This is a genomic window from Fibrobacter sp. UBA3718 (assembly GCF_002371935.1).
Taxonomy (GTDB): Bacteria; Fibrobacterota; Fibrobacteria; order Fibrobacterales; family Fibrobacteraceae; genus Fibrobacter.
This window is the reverse complement of sequence record NZ_DFHR01000024.1, coordinates 321,209-342,887: the sequence shown is the minus strand read 5'-3', so window position 1 is coordinate 342,887 and position 21,679 is coordinate 321,209. Positions and strand designations below refer to the sequence as shown.

Below are 21,679 nucleotides of genomic sequence, written 5' to 3'. Positions count from 1 at the left end.
GCCACATTCCCGCGGGCTTTTTTTGTGCCCGCTAGCCGCCTGCATGCGCTACTAACCTTTCTAGACGAAGGGCAAAATTGGCTGACAGGCATTATTGCGTTAGCGGCTTGTGTTTTTTATTTTCTTCGTAATGACTAGCTTAAAACACATTCTTTTGCTTTTATTGTCTTTTTCTGCAATGTCCTTCGCCGTCCCCGTTTTTTATGGAATGGCGACCGCGGACACTGTCAGAGTGATAAACATGGGTAGCGAGCATCCGCATTCACTCATAGTCGTCGATCGGGGCTGCCGTTCCGAATTTTTCAAACAGGATTCCGTGATAGACAAGAACCTTCCGCAGGATTCGCTCCTGTCCCTAGTGTACGGAAACGTCCCTAGCCCGGATAGTGCAGATATTTATCGCGGCTGGAGCGACAACTGTCAGAAATACGCATCAGAAAGATTTGAAAGTGGCTGGAAATCCATTGCCCTGGGGGTGGTCTCTGTTGCTGTAGGGGTGACCTTGACTTTCATTGTCGACTATGACCACCTGGGAACGGCTATAGCGGGGCGAACTTTTGGCATAGCAACGCTGCTAACTTTAGTTCCCGTTACTTTCTCGTTGGGTGCTTCAGATATTTCTGGCTCGTCGGCGCAAAAGGAGCAAGGCAAACGCTATAAGGAAAAGGCTGAACAGTACAAAGATCGGTACAAAATCAGCGTTGCGCCGGCGATAAACCTGCGCGAACCTGGTGGCGGCCTGCTTGTGCAACTCGGTTTTTAACCGCAGCAATCATGCCAGGCCCCTCAATAAACATCCCGAGTCCCTCAGTTGCTAGTATCCAATGACTAATGACCAATAACTGGCAACTAAAATTTCTATTCTTCACTACATGAAGCCGACAATTTCCTTTGTTCTCCAGCTATCGCCCGCCACAGCCTACAAGGATCTTGAAGCCGTTGCGCGTAATTTGCTCGACGGCCTTGACGTGTTGCTTACGTCTGGATTGGTGAAGTGTTCGGTCTACATGGATGGCCCGACGCTTCGCATGCTTCGCAAGGTGGCCAAACCGCTTGCATTTGGCAAGATAAAGAATGGTATCCGCGAAGGTCTTCTCGAATTCCTGGGCGGTGGCTTCTACGATCCGATGCTTCCGCTATTCCCAGAAGAAGTGCAACGATTGCAGTTGGAACAGCACTGCACGCTTCTCAGGAAGTTTTTCGACATGGAGCCGCAGGGATACTTCAATTCTTCGCTTGTCTGGGAAATGGATATGACGGCGGTGCTCGCGAAATCGGGTTTCGACTATGCACTGGTGAGCGAGGCTGCAATCCAGGATGCTCTCGGACGTTCGACTCCGACATCCGGTTGGTTCACTATTGAGGACAAGGGAGCGCTGATGCGCATCGTTCCTGTTTCCGGTGAGCTTTCGCGTGCCATCGAGAACGACGATCTCAACTGGCGTAAAATTGCGGAGCCTTACTGCCGAGAGGGGAAGTCGGCTGTCGTTCTTTTGGATTTGCCCCCGGAACCTAGCGAAATTGTCGCTTTCTTCGAGCGTCTTGTTGATTTTGTAGAAACAAACGACGTGCAAACGTGGCCTGTGGGCTATACGGTGAACCAGCTTGAACCGGAAGGCTCGCTCAGCTACCTCATGTCGGCGGGTCGCAAGCTCGGGCTTCCCGCCTCGGCGAAAACCTGTCGCGAGATGCTGATCCGCAGGCCCGAAGTCAACGTGCTGCAGAAGTTTTTCCTTTCGCTTTTCCGTCGGGGGCGTGACTCGCTTTCTGACGAAAAGTTCGAAGTCTTTTGCGACAGGCTTATTCCCGCGATGTCCCCGATTTTCTTCCGCGACTTGGCAAACGAGGAGGGGATGCGGTGCTTGAATGTCCGCAAATGGGGCTTCCGTTATCTTCTTACGGCTTCTTCGGCTCTAGACTCGATGATGTCTTTTTCGGGGCTCCGCGTGGAAGTATGCGATTTCTTGCTGCGCGGCGAAAAGCAGATTTGGATGGAAAATTCGAACATGTCTTCGCTGCTCGACTATCGCGCCGGTGGCGTCCTGCGCCTGCTGTGCCACAAGTCGTCGGCAGTGAACCTGCTGAATGCGTGGCGCGATGACGGCGAACCCTCCCTGGGCTTCCTTGACTGTCTCTTGCCGAACGTGGACATGACTCCGGTTCAGATTGGGCTTGCGCTTTCCCTCCGCGAATACCTGCTCAAGGATCCCTACGACTATACGATTAGCCGCAGCGAGTCGGGGGCCGAAGTGCAGCTCCTGGAAGAGCAGGGATTTACGGTTGGCGGCAAGAAGGGCGTATTCCGTGTCGAGAAGGACTATGTGCTTGCTCCTGGTGCATCGAGTATTTCCGTAAAGTACACGCTGTCAAATTCCACGTACATGGATTCAAAGTGCTTTTTCGGTACCATTTTCGAACTCGGTTTGCTTGGAAAATCCGGCGGAAGGATTGTTATCGATGGCTTTGACTTGAAGTGGGATGGCGAGAATCCGTTGGTCTATCCGGAAGCGAAGGAAATGAAGATTCAGGATTTCGCTCAGGGTTGCGTCGTGACGATGAAGTTCGATTCGCCCGCATCCGTTTTTGTCGGTCCTGTATTCGGGGCCTCGTCGTCAGCGGCCCCCGAGGTTTATCAGGGCTTGCGTATATATCCGTTCTGGCGGACGGCGCTTACCGTTATGGACGAAAAGAAGTTCGGCATTTCCGTGTCGGTATCGGGGAGGTAGACGGTGCGCTCTGACTTGATTGACATACAGGTCGAAGATTACGGAGAAGACGTGGAAATTACGCTGTCCGGTTCGTTGGGCGCTTTTCAGCTTCCGGCAGTCCGCGAGAAGATTGACATGCTTGCGGATGGCCCCGGTTGCTTTTTCTTCCTGAACCTTTCGCATGCGCATTTCAAGGTGAACGATTATCTTGACCTGTTCCTTGAACTTTTGAATAAGCTCCAGGCTCAGAACTCCAAGCTGGTCCTGATCTTCGACAGCGAGGAACTGGATGAATACTTTGCGAAGTATCGCAACATCTTCGAGATATTCCCGAGCAGGAGTGCCTACAAGGATTCGGGCATGTCGAAGCAACTGCAACAGATTGGAATCCATTATGCGGTCAAGACGGGAATCAGGTTGAGCCCGAGTGTCGCCATTGCGGGTGCTCTTTTAATTGTGGGCTGGGCGATTACGCTGTTCTTAATCGTAGCGGCGCAGGGTCGTGAGATTGCCGATAAGCAGGCGCAGATTATAGCGCTTCAGGCGCAGAAGGAACGCTATGTCCGCGAAATTGACAGGCTGGAATCTTCTATAGGTCCGCTCCGCAAGCTTGGCGTGGTACAGGATACGACTATGCTCAGTTCCTTTGGCATTATCCAGGACTGGGTGACGTATCTGGAATACCTGGAGAACTCGCGCCGTGAAAAATAGTGTCCGGGTTTCTGGCCCGATGGTGCTTGTCCTGTTTGCCGTCGCGTTCGTGACGATTCTCGTGTTTACGAATTTTTGGCTCGTCCGGCGAAACCAGATGACAGAACTTGTCACCGAGGAAATGGAACTCCGCGGGGATTTGGAACAGCTTGAAACATGGGGTCGCTGGACCATCGAGTATGTAAAAATCGACAAGGCGCTCGCATACCTTTCGAAGGGACGCATTTCCCCGGAAACCCGCGCGGAACTCACGGAACTCATCTGGAAAAATGCGCATTCGTATTCGACGGATCCTCTGCTCATTCTGGCGGTCGTTGCGCAAGAAAGCCACGGCAACCCGAACGCCCGCGGACGCATGCAGTCGGGGGCCTTTTCGGGGGCGCTTGGACTTATGCAGATCAAGCTGGAAACGGCACAGAAGATGGGGCGTCGCTTTGGTCTCAATATCGAGACGACCGAAGACCTGATGAAACCCGAAGTGAACGTGATTGTGGGAACCGCCTATCTCATTCGCCTTATCGCGAAGTACGGAAACTGGAAAGATGCGCTCGTTGCCTACAATATCGGGCATTCGGCAGTTGACAGGATGCAGGAACAGAACCGTCCGCTTCCCACGGGCTATTACGAGAACGTGATGGCGAAATACTGGAATCTTTCGCGCATCGATTTTCTTGCAGATGGCGGCAAGTAGAATCTCCTGACCAACGGAGGTAATTTGGCGACCGCTGACGGGCTTTCCTGTCATGTTTTTGCTAGATTTATATTATGTTCCGCATCGTGGCAGTCCTTTTGGTGGCGACCTTTGCCTTTTCGGGAGAGGTCCGCTATGACTGTATGCGCTTTGTGGAAAAGGGGCTTGCCAATGATCCCCAGCTTGCCGAAACCAGATTCGGTGTGCAGGCCAAGAAGGAAAAGCTTTCCGCGCTCACTTCCGAGGTAATCCTCCCGACATTCAATATCGCGATGATGGTTGGGCCCGCACCTGGCTTGAAGGAAGCCATAGACAACTGGGGCGATACTATCGATGTCTATGACTTTTCGAAGATGGGCCCGTTCTGGGGTGTCGAGGGCAAGTTTATTCAACCGCTGAACTTTGGACAGTATCGCTCTGGGAAAAAGGCTCTGGAGGCGGATGTCCAGCAAAAGCAGTACTCCATTGAAAGCCAGGTCAACAAGAAGGACGTCGAACTTCAGTCGTATTACTACAACTACCTCCTTGCAAAGGAAATGCAGCGGATTGCGTCCGATGCTCAGAAGCAGGTGGACAAGGCCTACGAACAGCTCGAGGAGGCGCTGGATGACGATGACCCGAACGTTTCGCAGATGGACCTCCTGAAGCTGAAAGCGCAGCTCCATTCGGTGAAGGAGGGCGTTACGGATGCGGATCTGGGAATGAAACGCGTGCAGCTCGCGATAAGGTTCTCGCTGGGGCTTTCCGAGGGAGACGTCTTTGTTGCCGAAGATACATGCCTTGCGCCGCGCCCGGAACCGCTTCCGACGCTGGAAGAGGTGCAGAATTATACGGTGCTGTTCCATCCGGAACTCAAGCAGCTTGCGGCGGGACTTTCGGCGCGGAGGCTGCAGATGGACTTGGCCGAGGCTAGGCTTGCTCCGGAGTTCTTTATCATGGGCCAGTTTGAATACGTGAAGAGCTGGGCGGGCAACCGCAAGGTCATGGTGAAGAACGCCTTTGCCGAAGATGCCGTCAACAAGCTTTCGGGGCTTATTGGGGTCGGTTTGCGCTACCGCCTGAACTTCTGGAAAGACTGGTCCAATTTCCGCGAGGCGCGCACGGAATACCGCGGATTGCAGATGAAGGAGCACTATGCGGCCGATGGCCTTGTCGCGAAGGCTGTGGAGCAGTATTACCAGGTGGTTGCTGCGAAGGACAAGCTTGATGCCATCAAGGAGAGCCTGCGGGCGTCGGAAGCAATCCTGAAAGGGGCCGCCATGCAGTATGATTTGGACAAGTCCAAGACGGGTGACCTTGTCTCTGCCTACACGCAGAATGTATCTTTGCAGAAGGATTATTACTTCGCCGTGTGCAAGTATAATATCGAGTTTGCGTCCCTGATATCCAAGATGGGGATGTCGCTTGCGGATTTTCATAAAGAATTCATGGAAAAATAGGAGATGTGTATGATTAGGAAGATGTTTGTGTTGCTCTCGCTCGCATCGGTTCTTGCTTTCGCTGCCGATGATCCCGTGGCTGCAATCAAGAAAAAGGACGCCGAACTTCAGACGCTCCTTAAAAAGTCTAGCAGGAACGCGAAGGAAATGGAACGCGTGAAGTCGTTGCTGAACGATTCGTTCGACTTTGCGCTCCTTGCTAAGAAGTCGCTTGCGAAGGGCGACTGGGACAAGCAGGATGCCGCCTCGCAGGAAAAGTTTGTCGCGGAGTTCCAGCGCATGGTACGCAATTCCAGCGCAAAGCGTCTTGAACTCTACCGTGCCGATTCCACCGTCTATGAACCTGCGAAGATGAAGGGAACGGACGAGGCCCGCGTGACGGCCCACCTCTGGAACAAGGGCAAGGAATCCGTGCTTGAGTACAAGATGAGCCTCGTGAACGGCAACTGGAAGGCTTGGGACCTGGTCATCGACGACCTTTCGACCGCACGCAACTACAAGGAACAGTTCGGCCAGATCTTGAAGACCAAGAGCTTTGCCGAACTCATCGACATCATTAGCAAGAAGGCTGACGAAGCCGAAAAGTAATGGGCGGATTCTTCTTCTGGCTGCTGGTTGTCGTCTGCGTCATCGCGCTGGTTGTCCTGTTTTTCCCTCTCAAGTTCAGGGTTGACTTCGATGCGAACGAACGCGGCGGACGTGCCGAGTTTTTCTTTCTGGGAAAGCGGCTGTGGAGCGGCGAGAAGAAGCGAAAGCACAAGGATGGCGAAGAGGCTTTCGATGTCGACGCTTCGGGTGATTCCGACGCCGCCGTGCCGGAGTTTGTAGATACTGCCCCTGCGCCGGTCGTCGAGAAGAAACCGGCTCCGGTAGAATCGAAACCTGCCGAAGAAAAAACTTCTGGACCCGAGCCGTCAGAGGCAAAGCCCCTCAAGATAGAACCGGCTGAACCAGCCGTGCCAGGGCCTGTAGAAGCGGAGCCTAAACAACAAACCGAGGAAAAAATCAAGGCGAATCCAGCAGAACCTGAGGCCAGGGAATCCGGGAAGCCCGATGAAGAGCCTGCCGCGGAGAAAGAGGAAAAGCGCAAGCTTACGGACAAGGAGTTCTGGACGATTCTGCTTACGCCGGATCTGGACGGTCGTGCCTTCCGTTACCTCAAAAATATTATTGCGGAAAGCCTCCGACTACTCGACATCAAGTTCGTGGACTGCTATGTCGAAGGAATTCGCGGGGACTATACTTCGATGGGTTATGGAGCCGCCGCAAATGCGGTTGCGAAGGGTTTTCCTTACCTGGAAGCCTGGGATTTTCGGATGGACTGGGAACGTAACCGTGAACTGCGTGCGGCGGGGAAAATTTGCGCTTCGACCAACTTCTGCCGCATTTTCTTTTGGCTGTTCCTTGTGGCCGTCTACGGCGGAATTCTCTTTGTTTCGTTCTGGCGCCGTCGCGCCCGTGTGCTTAAGACGGGGGAACTGCCGGAACTCGGATATATCCGCAACAAGATAGTCGCTTTTATGGTGGAGGATTGATGCCCGCTTTGACCTTGGACCGCCTGCTTGCTAGCATCGGCTTCGGAAGCCGCAAGGAGGCCCGTGCGCTTGTGCGTATGGGACTTGTCGAACTGGATGGCGAGGTGCTCGACGACCCGTTTATGGAGTTTGCCTCACGTCCCGAGAGTATCATGGTGAATGGCGAGGATGTCCCGACCGTAGAAAAGTTGTACGTGATGCTCCACAAGCCCGTGGATGTGGAATGCAGCCACAATCCGCGCGACCACCAGTCAGTATATTCTCTGTTGCCGGATAGGTTCTCTGCCATGGGAATCCAGACGGTGGGAAGGCTTGATGCGGATTCGGAAGGCCTTTTGCTCCTGAGCAACCAGGGCGACTTCATCCACCGCGTCGAGAGCCCCAAGAAGGGCTGTCTCAAGCGTTACCGCGTGACGCTTGCTCGTGAATTTACGGATGCGCAGGAGAAGGAGCTCCTTGCGGGCGTGATGCTCAAGGACGAACGTAGACCCGTGCTTGCCCGTGAAATCGTTCGCGAGGAGGGCTCCGTGGTGATAGCCATTGGCGAGGGACTCTACCACCAGGTCCGCCGCATGTTCGCAGCCGTAGGGAACCACGTGGAGACGCTGGAACGCATCTCAATCGGCCCCCTGCAGCTGGATGCGACGCTCGGCAAGGGTGGGTGGCGCTTTTTAAGTGACGCCGAGATAGCCTCATTAATGTAAAAGTAAAGCCGGCGCTTGTGCGTCGGCTTTGCGTATAGTCTTGAGCGAGAATTAAATTTCGATCTTGGCCTCGGCTTCTTCGGGTTCGGTTGCCGATTCTCCAAGGATGCCTTCGAGCGAGTTAATCTTGTCCTTGATGTCGTTACTGAACTTGAACGTGGGGACCATGCGTTCTTCGATCTGGACGGTCTCGCCGGTGCGCGGGTTCCTTGCGGGGCGGGCCTTGCGCGGCTTGCACGCAAACGTGCCGAATCCGCGGATTTCGATGGTGTTGCCCTCGATAAGTTTCTCGCCGACAAGGTCAAGGAACTGTTCGATGACGGTCTTGATGTCGTTGCGCACAAATCCAGTGGACTTGGCGATTTCTTGAATTAGCGATTGTTTTGTAACGTTTGGCACGGTTCAGTGTGGGGTTAATAGATTTTTTACGTCATAAATATAAGTTTAACAAAGAGTTAGCGTATACCTTGGCTGAAAATTAAATAATTTTTTCGGGCTCTCGTTGCGGACAATGTGTGGATAATTGTTGCTAAAATGTTGAAAGATGTTGAAAATTTGGAAAAGGTCGAAAAGCCGTCGCGGACAACTTTCCGGTTGCGGAATCTGGAAGTGTTCCCGAACACGATACTCTCACCGATGGACGGGGTGACGGACGCGCCCTTCCGCAGGCTGTGTCGCGTGCTTTCGGGTGACCGCATGGGGCTCCTGGTGTCGGAGTTCGTGCCCACGGACGGCGATGCGGTGTTCAACCTGGAAGGCCACAAGCAGCTCAGGTTTTTCCCGGAGGAGAGGCCTTTCGGGGTGCAGTTTTTCGGGCGTTTCCCCGACAAGATGGCGGATGCCGCCCGGAAGATTGCGGTGGCGCTCAAGCCCGACTACATCGAGGTGAATGCGGGGTGTCCGGCGCCGAAGGTGGCGGGCAAGGGCAGCGGCTCGGGCCTGTTGCGTGACCTGCCCCGCCTGCAGGAGATTTTGCACGACGTGCGTGCCGCGCTGGACGGTTGCGGGGTGGATATGCCCCTCACGCTCAAGTGCCGTATCGGCTGGGACTCTGAGAGCATCAACGTGCTGGAGACGCTCCGGATTGCTGAAGGCGAGGGCGTTGAAATGCTTACGGTGCACGGCCGCACCCGCCTGCAGGGCTATAACGGCCTCGCCGATTGGGACTGGATAGGGAAGGTCGCCGCAGCCGCGAAGATTCCCGTAATCGGGAACGGCGACGTGAACAGCGTGGAAGTTGCCCGCGAACGAATTGAAAGTTATGGCGTGTCCGGCGTGGCCATCGGGCGCGGCGCCATGCACAACCCCTGGATTTTCGGGCAGATTGCCGACGCCTGGGAAGGCAAGCCGAAGCGCGTGATAACCGCGGGCGAGGCGCTCGACGTGTTCAAGCTTTACTACGGTTTCAAGATTGAGGACGGCAGCACCGACAAGGGCGCCGAAGGCCGGCTCAAGCAGCTCGCCGCAAGGCTCTGCAAGGGATTCTGTGGGAGCGAAGACGATGTCGCGATGCAGGTGCGCCAGGCGCTCCTTTCGAGCAGTTGCGCAGCCGAACTCTTGGACCGTGCGCAGTCCCTCAAGGATGGCCTCGCGAAGGGCTTGGTGTTCGACCCCGGCCGTCTCGTGAACCTGAACGGCGCCAAGGAAACTGAACTCAAGTTCGGCGACCAGTTCAAGGGCCGTTAGCCGCCTATATTATATTTACAAGGTGAGGTTTCTATGAATATTTCCCCTTTGTTCGCGGGTGCGCTTTCTGTACTCGCTGGTGTTGGAACTGCCCTTGCCGCGCAGAACGCGGTGATTGTTGACGACCTGCATCCGGGCGTCGTTATCGACAAGCAGAACATGATGGCGGCGGACCTTGCGATTTGGAACCCGCCCAGCCGTTACTACGATATGACCAGTGCGCTCGTGGATGGCGGCTACACGCTGTTCCGCTTCCCGAACGGGAGCCTTTCGAACGATTATCACTGGAACGGAATCGGCAGCTACGATAGCACCGGGCTCTGGACAGCGGATACTACGAAGTGGGCGCGCGGATTCTTGGGCGAGACGATTTACCGCGGTACGACGAAGGACAACTACGGCTTTGTTCGCAGGAGCCACCTTGCCGACGGCAAGAAGGAAACGATGTGGTGGGGCGAAATCCTCGACCCGGTGGACCCGCCCTGGATAGTGGTGGAATTTCCGGAGAAGATGAATCTCGATTCGCTGCAGATTGACTGGGGTGAACTGCGCCCGAAGGCGTTCGAGTTTGCGTACTGGACCGAGGACTATGCCGAATATCCGGGCGTGCACCAGGCGCTCGAGAACAAGTTGAAGACGGAATCTGTGGTGCGCGTGAACTCTGAGACGACCAAGTACAAGTTCGCACAGATCAGGACACGTTATGTGGCCATCCGCTTCAAGACTCCCGATCTGCCGAGCAAGGGCGTGCAGATTCGCGAGATGAAACTCTATAGCGGCGAGAGTGACTTGCTCGAGGGCAACAACTACAAGTTCTACGCGATGTCTACGCGCAATGGCGACAAGGCCCGCACGGACTGGACCGACATCAAGTGGGATTTCGAGGAGTTCATGAAGTATATCAAGACGCTCCCGAACGCACAGGCCGTGATTTGCGTGAACGCGGGCACGGGAACCTCGAAGGAAGCGGCAGCCTGGGTGCGCTATGCGAATAAAGTAAAGGACTGTAACATCAAGCAGTGGCAAATCGGTAACGAACTTGACGGCGAGTGGGAAGAATCGGGCCCGATTTCGGCAAGGCATTATGCGGCACGTTACCTGGAATACGCCCGCGCGATGAAGGCCGTGGATTCTACGATTATCTTGCATGGTCCGCTGTTCAGCACGCACAAGATGCAGCAGAAGGGCGCGGGCCTGCTCGATGGCAAGTACTGGATGGAAGAATTCCTGCGCATTGTGGGTGAGGCCGAAAAGAAGGATGGCAAGCGCTACCTCGATGTGGTGGACCTGCACAATTACCCGTACTGGACTCCCAACGAGCCGAAGCCTGCCGAGATGCTCAAGGCGATGCTTGACGTGGGCCCGAACATGGATACGCTCGACGTGTGGATGAAGCGCCACCTCGAAGGTGAACGCCGCGTGTTCCTCTCGGAATTCAGCACGTGCGTGCAGGGATTTAGTTTGCTTATGGATTACCCGCAGGCGACCGCGGTGGCGAGCATCTTTGCCCAGCACGCGATGCGTTTTGGTAACCGCCTGCAGGTGCTCCCGTGGGATGCGTTCGGCAACCTGTTCAAGGGCCCGGACGATACCTGGGGTACCATCAGCATGACGGCGCTGTTGAAGGAAGGTTCCTGGAACTACTGGAAGTCGCTGGAACCGACTGCGGAATATTACGGCATGTATATGACGTACAAACAGTTCCTGGAAGACGGCTTTGCCGTGTTGCCGGTTTCGAGCATGAGCCCCGACGTGGAGGCGTATGCGATTGGCAAGGGCGATTCCGTGCGTGTGATGCTTGTGAACTTGTCCGAAGTCCCGCAGGTGGTGCAGGTGGACCGCGCAAGCGTTGCCGCTACCGGGAGTACCGAAGTGGGCAAGGGCGACCTGGTGCGTACCGAGGTGGATATCTTTGGCGCCGAGCAATTCAAGTGGGTAGGGACTAGGCAGGATGCCTTCCCGTACCCGAAAATGGGCCCGAGCGGGCGCCGTATAAACCCGAGCAAGTCGAAGGATATCACGATTCCCGCGTTCGGGCTTGCCGTGGTGCGCATCAACCCGAAGGTCGTCGGGCTTGACAAGGCGACGAAGGAGGATGCGGCGACCCCGCAAATCATTTCCGCATCCCTCGAAAAGAAGGTGCTCCTTGCGGGCGACACGCTCGACCTGTTCGTGACGGCGGTGCAGGAAAACGGCCAGCTTACGAACGGCTCCGTGAGCGTGGGCAACTGGGGCAAGCGCGGCATGATCGAGGTGTCCGCCGTTCCCGATGACGGCAAGTGGAATGCGTCCATCGAGAGCTTCAACGTAAAAATCCCGATTCCGCCCGAGATGTATTCCGCCCCGCGGGAACTCCGCGTTGTTGTACGGGGGCTTGGCGGGAAGGTTGCTGTACTCAACATCCCGTTCCGCGTGCGTGGCGCCTACCGTACGACGATGGTCATGCAGAACTTTGACAACGGGCTCGATGCGGTGGACTGGTACCCGGTCGCGAACGGCGATAATGCGACAACTATCGGCGCAAAGGTGTTCAACGGTGCTCCTCCGCATGGCGGGTTCATCCGTCACGACTTTGTTATCGAGCAGCCGCCTACGCAGAGCTGGCCGAACTTCGCGGGTGCCTACTATGTGATTCCCGAAGAAGTCAAGAAGTCGGTGGGTATCGTGTTCGACTACGCGACGAACCACAACAATCCCGACGGCTACTTCGAAGTGCAGATTGCGAGCAGCCAGGTGGAAGACTACGACGAGTTCATGGTTCGCCTCAAGAACACCCGCGGTTCGTGGGTGCGCGACACGCTCATCTGGGAAAACATGAAGCAGGAAGGCTGGGGCAAGACCATCCCGCAGCTCGACCCGACCAAAATCAAGAACTTCGCCTTCCGCGCACGCCATAGCGGCATGGGCTACATCAGCCTTGACAACATCTACCTGCTCGGCGAAGAGGGCGAAGAAATCCCGATGCCGCGCGGGCTGAGGAGACTGAGGTAAGATATGGATAAAGAACCCGAAGTACACGATGTGAAGGAATTGAACGGCGCCTCGCCCATGCAGAAGGGGCTCGCCGTATTCTTCGTCATCATGTCGCTTTTGTACACGGCATCGCCCATCGACTTGGTGCCCGATGCAATCCCCGTAGTGGGCTGGCTCGATGATGTCGGCTTCCTCGTGACCGCGACAATGAATGCCGTGCAGCAGTTCACGAAAGACCAGAATTCCGCCATGGTGAAAATCCTGAAATACGCCAAGTGGTTCATGGTCATCGCCGTCGTGATTGCTGCGTTGCTACTCGGTGGTTTGATTGCCGCGATTGTGGCGTTGGTGGTGAAGTAAGAAATCTTATACAAAAAGCGAACGACAATAATTGTCGTCCGCTCGTTTTGCTTTAAAGTGGTCTGCAGGGCTGGCGAGCCTATTGTTTATCGCTTGTCCCTATCGATCCAGGGCCGTTCCGTGTAGCCAGTGTAAATCTGGCGCGGACGGTTGATCTTGGAATTCGGGTCGTCGTGCATTTCCTTCCAGTGGGCGATCCAGCCGGGGAGTCGCCCGATGGCGAACATCACGGTGAGCATGTTCGTCGGGATGCCCATGGCGCGGTAGAGGATACCCGAGTAGAAGTCCACGTTCGGGTAGAGCTTGCGCGCGATGAAGTAGTCGTCCTTCAGGGCGGCTTCTTCGAGCTTGATGGCGATATCCAGGAGCGGGTCGTGCACGTGTTCGCGCTCGAACACTTGGTACATGAGTTTCTTGAGCACCTTGGCGCGCGGGTCGTAGCTCTTGTACACGCGGTGGCCGAATCCGGAAAGGCGGAACGGGTCCTTCTTGTCCTTGGCCTTGTCCATCACCTGCTCGATGGTCATGCCGCTCTGCTGGATGCGCAGGAGCGTTTCGAGCACGGCCTGGTTCGCACCGCCGTGGAGCGGGCCCCACAGGGCGCAGATGCCTGCACAGATACTCGCGTAGAGGTTCGCCTGCGAGCTGCCCACCATACGCACGGTCGAGGTGGAGCAGTTCTGCTCGTGGTCGGCATGCACAATCAGGAGCGTGTTGAGCGCGCGTTCCATGATCGGGTCCGGGTGGTAGGGGCGGGCCTTGCTGCTGAACATCATGTTGAGGAAGTTGCTGCAGTAGCTGCGTTCCGCTTCGGGGTACACGAACGGTTCGCCGATGCTTGCCTTGTAGGCGAAGGCGGCGATGGTGCGGATCTTGGAAATAAGGCCCGCGGTAGTGAGCTCGAAGGCGCTCGCGATGTTTTCGTCGTCGTAGAAGCGCGGGGTAAAGAGGCCCACGGCGTTCACGATGGAACTGAGGATGCCCATCGGGTGCGCGCTCGGCGGCATTTCGCGGAAGAAGTGCAGCAGGTTCTCGTGCAAAAGCGCATTCTCGGTAAGGAGTGTGCGGAAGTGCCCGAGCTGTTCCTGCGTGGGGAGTTCTCCGTAAATCAGGAGCCATGCGGTCTCGGGGAAGGTGGCCTTCTCGGCAAGGTCCTCGATGGAGTAGCCTCGGTAGCGGAGGATGCCCTTTTCGCCGTCAACAAACGTAATGGCGCTCTTGGTGCTGCCCGTGTTCAGGTAGCCGTAATCCAGCGTGACAAGCCCGGAATCCTTGCGCAGCGTGCTGATGTCGAGGCCGTGTTCGCCCTCGGAACCTTCCACCACGCTTAGTTCGTAGCTCTTGCCATTATAGTTCAGTGTTGCCTTTTCGGACATTTATCCTCCGGAGGGGCGGGTTTCAACCGCCAATTATTTCATCTTCAAAATGCAATTATAAATATTTTCGAACAGCTTGCCGAGTTTTTCGGTCGGGACGGCGCTGAATGCGATGCGGATAAGGCCCGAAAGCATGATGGTGCCCGTGCTGTAGTCCTTGATGAGCTTCTGGCGGAGTTCCTCGGCATCCACGCCCTTCGGCTTGATGCACATAAAGTAACCGCTGTTGCACGGCATGGGCTCGAAGGCTTCCTTGTATTCCGGGTGGGCAGCGAGTTCGTTCTTGATGATGTCGAAGCGCTTCTTGAGCGTGTTGTACTTTTCCTGTTTCTGCTGCAGGTATTCTGGGCTCTGGAAGGCGGCGAGCAGGATCTTCTGGCTGATGCTCGGGGCGTTAGAGATGTTGCCACGGACCGTACCGGCGGCCTTGTCCTCGAGGGCCTTGAGCTGGGCTTCGGTGGCGCCCTTGAAACCGAAGGTCATGAACCCGACGCGGAAGCCCCAGACGTAGTCTTCCTTGGTGGGGCCGTCGAGCTTGACGGCGAGCAGGTTCTCGTTGGCTTCGAGCAGCTTCACGAACAGGGATTCCTTGGTCACGCCTTCCTCGTACACGAGTCCGAAGTAGGCGTCGTCGAGCAGGGCCACGACCTTGTTGCCCGCGGCGGCGCAGTCGGTGAGAATCTTCGCGATTTCGACGGCTTCCTTCTCGGTGGCGGTGTAGCCGGTCGGGTTGTTCGGGAAGTTCAGGAGCACGACTTTCTTCTGGCTCTTGCTTTCGGCGAGGGCGGCCTTGAGGGCTTCGGTATCGAACCCGCCGTCCTTGAAGGTGTTGAACGTCTTGATCTTCGCGCCGCAGCTGTTCACGAACACGAGTTCGTAGTTGTCCCAGTAGAGGTCCGGGATGATGACTTCGTCACCGGCGTCCAGGAACATGTAGCCCGCGCAGCTGATGGCGTGGGTCAAAGCACAGGTCACGACCGGGTTGCTGAACTGCTTGCCTGCGAGGCTCGGGTTCTTGCGGACAATCTGTTCCTTCCAGGCCTTGCGGAGGTCGGGGTTGCCGAAACTCGGGGCGTACAGGAACGCCTGCTTGGGGAGGTTCAGGCTCTTGAGCACGCAGTCGAGCACGAGCGGGCTCCCGTCGTCTTCGAGGGCGGTGCCGATGGTCGCGTTGATTTCGGAGCCCTTGGCTTCGGCGCCCTGGCCCAGGATGCCCTTGCGCGGGAAGAAGATTGCCTTGCCCCTTTCGGAAAGCATGGAGAGAACGTTGCAGCCGTTTGCGGAGAGTTCCGCGTTTGCCTGTTCGGCGAGAGGATTGTAGCTCATGACCTTGGTCCTGTTAAAAATTCCGAGGCCAAAGATAGTAAAATGGAGGTCTAATTTAAATCCCTGAAAAACTCGGGACGGTGGAAATCCGGCCTCTCGGTGTCGATTGGGAAGGCGCTGAGGTAATGGGGGGTCTTTGCCTTGTCGGCGCACTTGTAGAGGTTGCCGCGAAGGCGCATCCCTTCGAACGAATCAATCCCGAACAGGGCCGCGGGGAGGGTGACGCTCATACCCCAGCTGATGAAGTCCCCGACGACGCTCGCAAGTTGCTTCGTGCGCTTGATGGTCCCGATTTCAGAATCGTCGAGCTTGGTCCTGTTTTCGCGTCCCTGTCCACGTGCGGCGAGGATGAATCCGCGGCTGGTCGTCTCGAAGTTGAAGTATTCGCTAGAGTTGCGTGGATTCTGCAGAAAAATCTCGACACAGGAGTCTTCCCAGCAGGGTCCGCCGTTCTCCATGACGTCTGCCCTGAAGCAGTCGAGCGGTTCCTCGACGGTAAAGTCGACTCGGATGGCGTCGGGGGAGACGGTCAGTTCGGCAAGTACGGTGGGGAGGGCGATCCCCTGGTTCTTTTCCCAGTTCATGTTCGGTTGAAGCAGCATGCCTCCAAGATAATTAAATCACTGATTAATCACTTTAGTCACTGACTAAAAAAATGGGGAAATGCCGTTTTTTGCTCAAAAACGCTGTTTCTGGAATTGGCATGCTTTTTGCACTTATAGGGCGCCCGTGAAGGTCCGGAGCAAAGTGAGTTTTCCGGTGCGGGTTTCATACAAATTACAGGAGGCCTTATGGCAGAAGAAAAAAAAGAAAAAGTGGTGAACGTGTCGACGGCATTCGATTGTCTTGCCGTGACGCAGGTCCTTGTCTATCCGTTCCGCGATGGCGTGAGCCTCGGGCACATGAAGGCGATTGCGACCATTGTCCTCAACGACCAGATTGAAATTCGCGGGCTTCGCGTGATGGATGGCGTGAACGGTCTGTTCGTGTCCTACCCGATTGACCCGTTCTTCAAGGGCGAGGAGTACAAGACGGTCTGCACGCCGATTTCTCGCCAGCTCCGCGAGCATATCGAAAATTGCGTGCTCGAAAAATTCCAGGCGGCAGTAGCTTAGTGGGTGTATCTTGTTCCGCAGAATTCGTTCGTATTGCCTGTTCGGGATAAAGGCTGTTCCCGTTAGTGTCGAAGTAGATTCTTCCCAGGGTTTACCGGGGTTCACCCTTGTCGGGCTTCCCGACAATGCCGTGCGCGAGTCGCGGGAGCGCGTCGTGTCGGCGGTGAGGTCTATCGGGAAGGTCGTGACCGGGTTTAGGACGACCGTGAACTTGTCACCGGCGGATCTGCGGAAGGAGGGGAGTGCACTCGACCTTCCACTGGCGATAGGGATGCTGGATTCGACTGGAGAGATCGAAATCCGGAACCTGGAACGCTTTGTCTTTGTGGGTGAACTTTCTTTAGATGGGTTGTTGAAGCCAGTGAGGGGAGTTCTGTCCATCGCGATGAGTTTGCCCAAGGACGGTTCTAGCGTCTTGGTCGTTCCGCATGCGAATGCGGAAGAGGCCGCGCTGGTGGAAGGTCTTCGCTATGTGAGCGTCTCGACGCTGAAGGAGTGTGTTGATTTTCTGGAGGGAAAATCGGGGAAAGTCCAGATTGCCGAGGGGTTGAAACGGGATGTCTCGGTACAGGGGTGCGTCCCCGATTTTGCCAATGTGGTTGGGATGGAGGGGGTGAAGCGTGCCCTGGAAGTTGCCGCGGCGGGCGCCCACAATTTTTTGCTGGTCGGTTCGCCGGGCGCGGGCAAGACGCTCTGCGCCCGGTGCTTGCCGGGAATACTGCCGGACATGACGGACGAGGAAGTTCTGGAGACGACCCGCATCCATTCCTGTGCGAGTCGCGCGGGGGATGCGTTCTCGTTTCGCCCGGTGCGGTCGCGGCCTTTCAGGACCCCGCACCATAGCGCGTCGATGGTGTCGCTCGTGGGCGGCGGTTCGAGGCTGTTGCCCGGGGAGGCTAGCCTTGCGCATAACGGGGTTCTCTTTTTGGACGAACTCCCGGAGTTCAACCGCTGCGTGCTGGAAGCTCTGCGTGAGCCGATGGAAGACGGCTTTATCTCGGTGAGCCGGGCAAGCGGCACGGTCGTTTGGCCTGCTCGGTTCATGATGGGAGCCGCGATGAACCCCTGCCCCTGCGGATTCGCCATGGATCCGCGACGCGCCTGCACGTGCCTGCCCGATGCCCGCAAGCGCTACCGCGAAAAGATATCGGGACCGCTGTTGGACCGTATCGATATCCAGGTGAGCGTGCCTCCCATGGATTCGCGATCGCTTGTGGATGGCGGCGGCCGCGAAAGTTCTGCCGACATCCGTCGCAGGGTCTGTGCCGCGCGAGCTGTGCAACGTCGCAGGTTCGAGGGACTGCCGTTCAAGTCGAATTCCGAAATGACATCGGAGTGCGCTCGCAAGTTCGCGAACATGTCGAGCGAGACCGAGCGTTTCGCTGTCGCTTCGTCGGACAAGATGAACCTGAGCGCGAGAGGATTCTTCAGGCTCCTGAAGGTGGCGCGCACGATTGCTGATTTGAGGCAGGCTCCCGATGTGGAGATTGCGGATCTCGCCGAGGCCCTGCGCTATAGGACTATGGGATAGCCTTATCGGCGGATGCGGATGGTCGATTCTGCCCCTGCACAGTCCGGGATAGCCTGCGGCTTGCAGATGGAAACTTCGGCCATCTGGGCCTTGGGGTAGTTTTCCAGGATATGTTTCGCCGTTTCGAGGACTAGCGTCTCTTCGAGCTGGAACTGGGAGTCCTGGATGAATTTCTTTAAATCGTCCGAAAGCCGGGCGTAGTCTATGGAATGGACCAGGTCGTCATTTTGGGCGGCCAGCGAAAAATCCAGCCATACGGATACGTTCAGGACAACAGGCTGTTCCCTTACCCTCTCGCTTGGGAGGGTGCCGAGGATACAGCAGAACTTAATGTCTTTTAGTGAAATTTTCCCGGTTTCGATTACCATACGAAGAGCACGATGGCTGCCGTCAGGGAGACTGCGGTGAAGCCAAACCAGAGGTTACGGGCGAATGCGTAGGAATCGCGGGTGTTCTTGTTGGTTTCTATGCGCTTTTCGAGTTCGTTAACCGTGTAGGGAATACCGAAATCGGCATACTGCTTCATCGCGATGACGCAAGCTTCCGGATTGTCGTTTGTCTGGCAGGCGTTATTGATGCCCTGGAAACCTTCGCCGTCGCCGTTCATAATCTTGTCATGAAGGCCGCTGAGGTCGTCGTAGGCGCTGCCGGCCTTGTTCGCTTCCATGTGCTGCAGCACGCCGATAACGGCGCCGGTGGCTGCCAATGCGGAAAGACCGATGGCAGTCCAGAAGCGGACTTCGTCGGCGATACCGAAACGGTCGGTGGCGTTTTCGGAAGCGTCGCTGATGGCATAGTCGCGGGCGTCGGCCTTGGCGTTGGATTCGTCGAGATCGCCGGTGACATCGACATCCTCATCTTCGTCTTCTTCTTCGCAGTCCGGATCGTATTCGTCGCATTCCTCTTCTTCGCTGGAGGCCACGGCGGGCTTTGCGGAAGGAGGTTCTTCGGCGGGAGCGGAGCCGGTCAGTTGCACGGAGGCGCCGTCGATGAAGGCGAAAGCGGTGGAGTAGCCCGGGATAAAGACGGACTTGCCATCGAAGTAGACGGTCTCGACATCTTCTTCGGCAGGCATGCCGCGGCGGGCGTAGAACTTGGCCGTGACGAGCTTGGAGTAGTCAACGCCGTCGGCCTTCAGGGCGGCTATCGAGGAAAGGTTGCCTTTGCCTCCCTGGTAGAGCTGGTAGGCGGTGGGCTGCTCGCCAAACGGGTCTGTAAACTTCTGACGGACGACGAGACGGCCTTCCTGGAGGGAGCTGACCTCGTCTGCCGGAGCGGTCTTGAGCTGGCCGCCGAATTCGGCTGTAATATAGTTGTCGGGGCTTCCGGCATCGGTCGCTGTAAATTCTTCAATGTCATAGGGCCCGGCGAAAGCCGATGCAACGGAAAGGCAGAGTGCCACAATAAACAGACGCTTCATCTTCATCTTAATCTCCGATTCAGACTCTTTTTGGAGAAATATATAAAAAAAAAGCCAGATGTTAAAAAAAATAAGGTTTTTTGAGTATTTTAACCCCGTTTTATGACGTAGAACAATCTTTCTTGTCATTTATATGGTATTCCTGCATGAAAAATTCTACTTTTTAGCCCGTAAATTTTAACCCTAAAAGAGGAATCCATAATGGCAAAGCTCTCTATCGAAGATCTCGAACTCGCCGGCAAGCGCGTGTTCATCCGTGTTGACTTCAACGTTCCGCAGGACAAGGTGACTGGCGAAATCACCAACACCAAGCGTATCGAAGCCGCCCTCCCGACCATCCAGTACGCTCTCGATCACGGTGCAGCCGTCGTGCTCGCTTCCCACCTGGGACGCCCGAATGGCGAAAAGAACATGAAGTACACGCTCGCCCCGGTTGCCAAGAAGCTCGAAGAACTCATCAAGAAGCCGGTGAAGTTCCTCTCCGACTGCGTGGGTCCGGAAGTCGAAGCCGCCTGCGCCGCTATCAAGCCGGGTGAAATCATCCTCCTCGAAAACCTCCGCTTCCACATCGAAGAAGAAGGCAAGCGCAAGATCAAGAACGCCGATGGCACCGAAACTAAGGAAAAGGCCGACAAGGAAGCCGTGAAGGCCTTCCGTGCAAGCCTCACCAAGCTCGCTGACGTCTACGTGAACGACGCTTTCGGTACCGCTCACCGCGACCACTCCTCCATGACTGGTGTTGAACTGCCGCAGCGCGCTGCCGGTTTCCTCATGAACAAGGAACTCAAGGCATTCGACCAGGTGCTCAACAATCCTCCGCGTCCGTTCCTCGCCATCCTCGGCGGTGCAAAGGTCGCTGACAAGATCCAGCTCATCAACAACCTCCTCGACAAGGCCGACAAGATCATCATCGGCGGTGGCATGGCATTCACCTTCAAGAAGGTTCTGAACAACATCGAAATCGGTTCTTCTCTGTTTGACGAAGAAGGCGCCAAGCTCGTTCCGGATCTGATGGCCAAGGCCAAGGCTGCCGGCAAGGAAATCATCCTCCCGGTTGACTACATCGCTGCCGACAAGTTCGCTGCCGACGCTGCTACTAAGGCTGTCTCTGACGCTGAAGGCATTCCGGCTGGTTGGATGGGCCTCGATGTGGGCGCTGAATCCACCAAGCTCTTCGTGAACGCAATCAAGTCCGCTAAGACCATCGTCTGGAACGGCCCTGCAGGCGTGTTCGAATTCGAAGCATTCGAAAAGGCTACCAAGGCTATGGCCGACGCTATCGTCGAAGCTACCGCTGCCGGCGCAATCACCGTGATCGGTGGTGGCGATACCGCTACGGCTGCCAAGAAGTACGGCGCAGACAAGAAGGTGACCCACACCTCTACGGGTGGTGGCGCTTCCCTCGAACTCCTGGAAGGCAAGGTTCTTCCGGGCGTCGCATTCCTCACGGATAAGTAATTTTCCCTTATAGGCTTCGCGATACTGCGTTGTCGGGACCCTCGCTGTATGTCTTATACAGCTTCGGTCCCTCCGCCTTGTCTCACTCGCCTCTAAGAAAAAATTGGATTTTGTGAATCTCGATGAAAGTCGAGATTCTTTTTTTTTGCTCTGCTCGCAACTGAAAAAATTCGTAAGGCGAGTGAAGCGCGAACGCTTGCGTTCGCATTTCCGAGCCTAGAATTTTGCGCTTGCGCAAAAAATTGAATTATATAGAAACTCTCGTGCTCGCGAGAGTTTCTTTTTTTGCTCTGCTCGCAACTGAAAAAATTCGTAAGACGAGTGAAGCGCGAACATTTGCGTTCGCATATATTTTATATTTGGCTCATGTTTTGCAACAGAATCCTCGGGACGACACATCATGGCACCTACAAGAAGGTTGTAGATGTTCCTCTCTTGCGAGAGGAACTCACGGCGCGGTCGGTGCGCTGCATTGCCCGCGATGGTGTTGAAATCGAAATGGAACTCTACGAAGACCTGCAGGAAGGCGATATCGTCGCGGAGACGGAGCAGAATGTCTATGCAATCAAGGTGTTTGTTCCGAAGAAGCGGGAAGAGGCCGAGGTCCCGCGCATGAACAAGAGCTATCTCTGATTTTAGTGGTGCG

The 21,679-nt window shown here is 55.8% G+C and carries 21 protein-coding genes; 15 read left to right on the top strand and 6 right to left on the bottom strand.

Annotation, left to right across the window (positions count from 1 at the left end; translation table 11 throughout):
* Nucleotides 1–130 precede the first annotated feature (130 nt).
* The 8 genes from B4A77_RS11950 (at nucleotide 131) to B4A77_RS11915 (ending at nucleotide 7,788) form a co-directional block, all read left to right on the top strand.
* A complete protein-coding gene (locus B4A77_RS11950; protein WP_290740985.1) occupies nucleotides 131–763 on the top strand; it encodes a hypothetical protein in 633 nt (210 codons plus the stop codon).
* A 109-nt stretch (nucleotides 764–872) separates the two neighbouring features.
* On the top strand, nucleotides 873–2,726 hold the full coding sequence (locus tag B4A77_RS11945) for an alpha-amylase/4-alpha-glucanotransferase domain-containing protein (RefSeq protein WP_290731152.1): 1,854 nt from the start codon (nucleotides 873–875) through the stop codon (nucleotides 2,724–2,726).
* A 3-nt stretch (nucleotides 2,727–2,729) separates the two neighbouring features.
* Nucleotides 2,730–3,419, top strand: a complete 690-nt coding sequence (locus B4A77_RS11940; RefSeq protein WP_290731149.1) for a hypothetical protein — start codon at nucleotides 2,730–2,732, stop codon at nucleotides 3,417–3,419.
* The gene (locus B4A77_RS11935) at nucleotides 3,409–4,110 is read left to right on the top strand and encodes a lytic transglycosylase domain-containing protein (RefSeq protein ID WP_173366573.1); all 702 of its coding nucleotides are present in this window, start codon (nucleotides 3,409–3,411) and stop codon (nucleotides 4,108–4,110) included. The genes B4A77_RS11940 and B4A77_RS11935 overlap by 11 nt, the downstream gene beginning before the upstream one ends.
* A gap of 74 nt (nucleotides 4,111–4,184) precedes the next feature.
* Nucleotides 4,185–5,549, top strand: coding sequence for a TolC family protein (locus B4A77_RS11930; protein ID WP_290731146.1), 1,365 nt, complete (start codon nucleotides 4,185–4,187; stop codon nucleotides 5,547–5,549).
* 9 nt (nucleotides 5,550–5,558) lie between these two features.
* Entirely contained in the window at nucleotides 5,559–6,137 is a 579-nt protein-coding gene (locus B4A77_RS11925; protein WP_173366575.1) for an MlaC/ttg2D family ABC transporter substrate-binding protein, read from the top strand.
* Nucleotides 6,137–7,084 (top strand): hypothetical protein, encoded by a 948-nt coding sequence (locus tag B4A77_RS11920; protein WP_173382505.1) that lies wholly within the window; start codon nucleotides 6,137–6,139, stop codon nucleotides 7,082–7,084. The genes B4A77_RS11925 and B4A77_RS11920 overlap by 1 nt, the downstream gene beginning before the upstream one ends.
* Complete coding sequence (locus B4A77_RS11915) at nucleotides 7,084–7,788, top strand: pseudouridine synthase (protein ID WP_290731141.1); 705 nt, start codon at nucleotides 7,084–7,086, stop codon at nucleotides 7,786–7,788. The genes B4A77_RS11920 and B4A77_RS11915 overlap by 1 nt, the downstream gene beginning before the upstream one ends.
* A gap of 51 nt (nucleotides 7,789–7,839) precedes the next feature.
* Here the strand turns inward: B4A77_RS11915 and B4A77_RS11910 are convergent, their stop codons facing one another.
* On the bottom strand, nucleotides 7,840–8,187 hold the full coding sequence (locus B4A77_RS11910) for an HU family DNA-binding protein (protein ID WP_173382507.1): 348 nt from the start codon (nucleotides 8,185–8,187) through the stop codon (nucleotides 7,840–7,842).
* 135 nt (nucleotides 8,188–8,322) lie between these two features.
* Between B4A77_RS11910 and B4A77_RS11905 the strand changes: the two genes are divergently transcribed.
* The 3 genes from B4A77_RS11905 to B4A77_RS11895 are packed head-to-tail and all read left to right on the top strand — an operon-like array spanning nucleotide 8,323 to nucleotide 12,807.
* A complete protein-coding gene (locus B4A77_RS11905; RefSeq protein WP_290740982.1) occupies nucleotides 8,323–9,474 on the top strand; it encodes a tRNA dihydrouridine synthase in 1,152 nt (383 codons plus the stop codon).
* Between the two features lie 33 nt (nucleotides 9,475–9,507).
* Entirely contained in the window at nucleotides 9,508–12,465 is a 2,958-nt protein-coding gene (locus tag B4A77_RS11900) for a glycoside hydrolase family 44 protein (RefSeq protein WP_290740980.1), read from the top strand.
* A gap of 3 nt (nucleotides 12,466–12,468) precedes the next feature.
* Nucleotides 12,469–12,807 carry a YkvA family protein gene (locus B4A77_RS11895; RefSeq protein WP_290740977.1) on the top strand — a complete coding sequence of 113 codons (339 nt, stop codon included), beginning with the start codon at nucleotides 12,469–12,471 and terminating at the stop codon, nucleotides 12,805–12,807.
* A gap of 86 nt (nucleotides 12,808–12,893) precedes the next feature.
* Here the strand turns inward: B4A77_RS11895 and B4A77_RS11890 are convergent, their stop codons facing one another.
* The 3 genes from B4A77_RS11890 to B4A77_RS11880 are packed head-to-tail and all read right to left on the bottom strand — an operon-like array spanning nucleotide 12,894 to nucleotide 16,111.
* Nucleotides 12,894–14,183, bottom strand: coding sequence for a citrate synthase (locus B4A77_RS11890; protein ID WP_072812425.1), 1,290 nt, complete (start codon nucleotides 14,181–14,183; stop codon nucleotides 12,894–12,896).
* 33 nt (nucleotides 14,184–14,216) lie between these two features.
* Nucleotides 14,217–15,509 (bottom strand): aminotransferase class I/II-fold pyridoxal phosphate-dependent enzyme, encoded by a 1,293-nt coding sequence (locus tag B4A77_RS11885; protein WP_290740974.1) that lies wholly within the window; start codon nucleotides 15,507–15,509, stop codon nucleotides 14,217–14,219.
* 50 nt (nucleotides 15,510–15,559) lie between these two features.
* The gene (locus B4A77_RS11880; protein ID WP_290731120.1) at nucleotides 15,560–16,111 is read right to left on the bottom strand and encodes a carbohydrate-binding family 9-like protein; all 552 of its coding nucleotides are present in this window, start codon (nucleotides 16,109–16,111) and stop codon (nucleotides 15,560–15,562) included.
* 189 nt (nucleotides 16,112–16,300) lie between these two features.
* Between B4A77_RS11880 and B4A77_RS11875 the strand changes: the two genes are divergently transcribed.
* Together B4A77_RS11875 and B4A77_RS11870 are read left to right on the top strand one after the other, a co-directional pair.
* Entirely contained in the window at nucleotides 16,301–16,624 is a 324-nt protein-coding gene (locus B4A77_RS11875; protein WP_290723610.1) for a SpoVG family protein, read from the top strand.
* A gap of 10 nt (nucleotides 16,625–16,634) precedes the next feature.
* Nucleotides 16,635–18,155 (top strand): YifB family Mg chelatase-like AAA ATPase, encoded by a 1,521-nt coding sequence (locus tag B4A77_RS11870; RefSeq protein ID WP_173366847.1) that lies wholly within the window; start codon nucleotides 16,635–16,637, stop codon nucleotides 18,153–18,155.
* 2 nt (nucleotides 18,156–18,157) lie between these two features.
* On the opposite strand, the gene B4A77_RS11865 is transcribed toward B4A77_RS11870, so the two are convergent.
* The gene (locus tag B4A77_RS11865; RefSeq protein ID WP_290723606.1) at nucleotides 18,158–18,523 is read right to left on the bottom strand and encodes a dihydroneopterin aldolase; all 366 of its coding nucleotides are present in this window, start codon (nucleotides 18,521–18,523) and stop codon (nucleotides 18,158–18,160) included.
* Nucleotides 18,517–19,581, bottom strand: coding sequence for a hypothetical protein (locus tag B4A77_RS11860; RefSeq protein WP_290740935.1), 1,065 nt, complete (start codon nucleotides 19,579–19,581; stop codon nucleotides 18,517–18,519). Before B4A77_RS11860 ends, B4A77_RS11865 begins: the two co-directional genes overlap by 7 nt.
* 195 nt (nucleotides 19,582–19,776) lie before the next feature.
* Here B4A77_RS11860 and pgk point away from each other — a divergent pair, with 195 nt between their 5' ends.
* Nucleotides 19,777–21,033 (top strand): phosphoglycerate kinase, encoded by a 1,257-nt coding sequence (gene pgk, locus B4A77_RS11855; RefSeq protein ID WP_073055898.1) that lies wholly within the window; start codon nucleotides 19,777–19,779, stop codon nucleotides 21,031–21,033.
* A gap of 366 nt (nucleotides 21,034–21,399) precedes the next feature.
* Nucleotides 21,400–21,666, top strand: a complete 267-nt coding sequence (locus tag B4A77_RS11850; RefSeq protein ID WP_173366907.1) for a hypothetical protein — start codon at nucleotides 21,400–21,402, stop codon at nucleotides 21,664–21,666.
* Nucleotides 21,667–21,679: the final 13 nt, after the last annotated feature.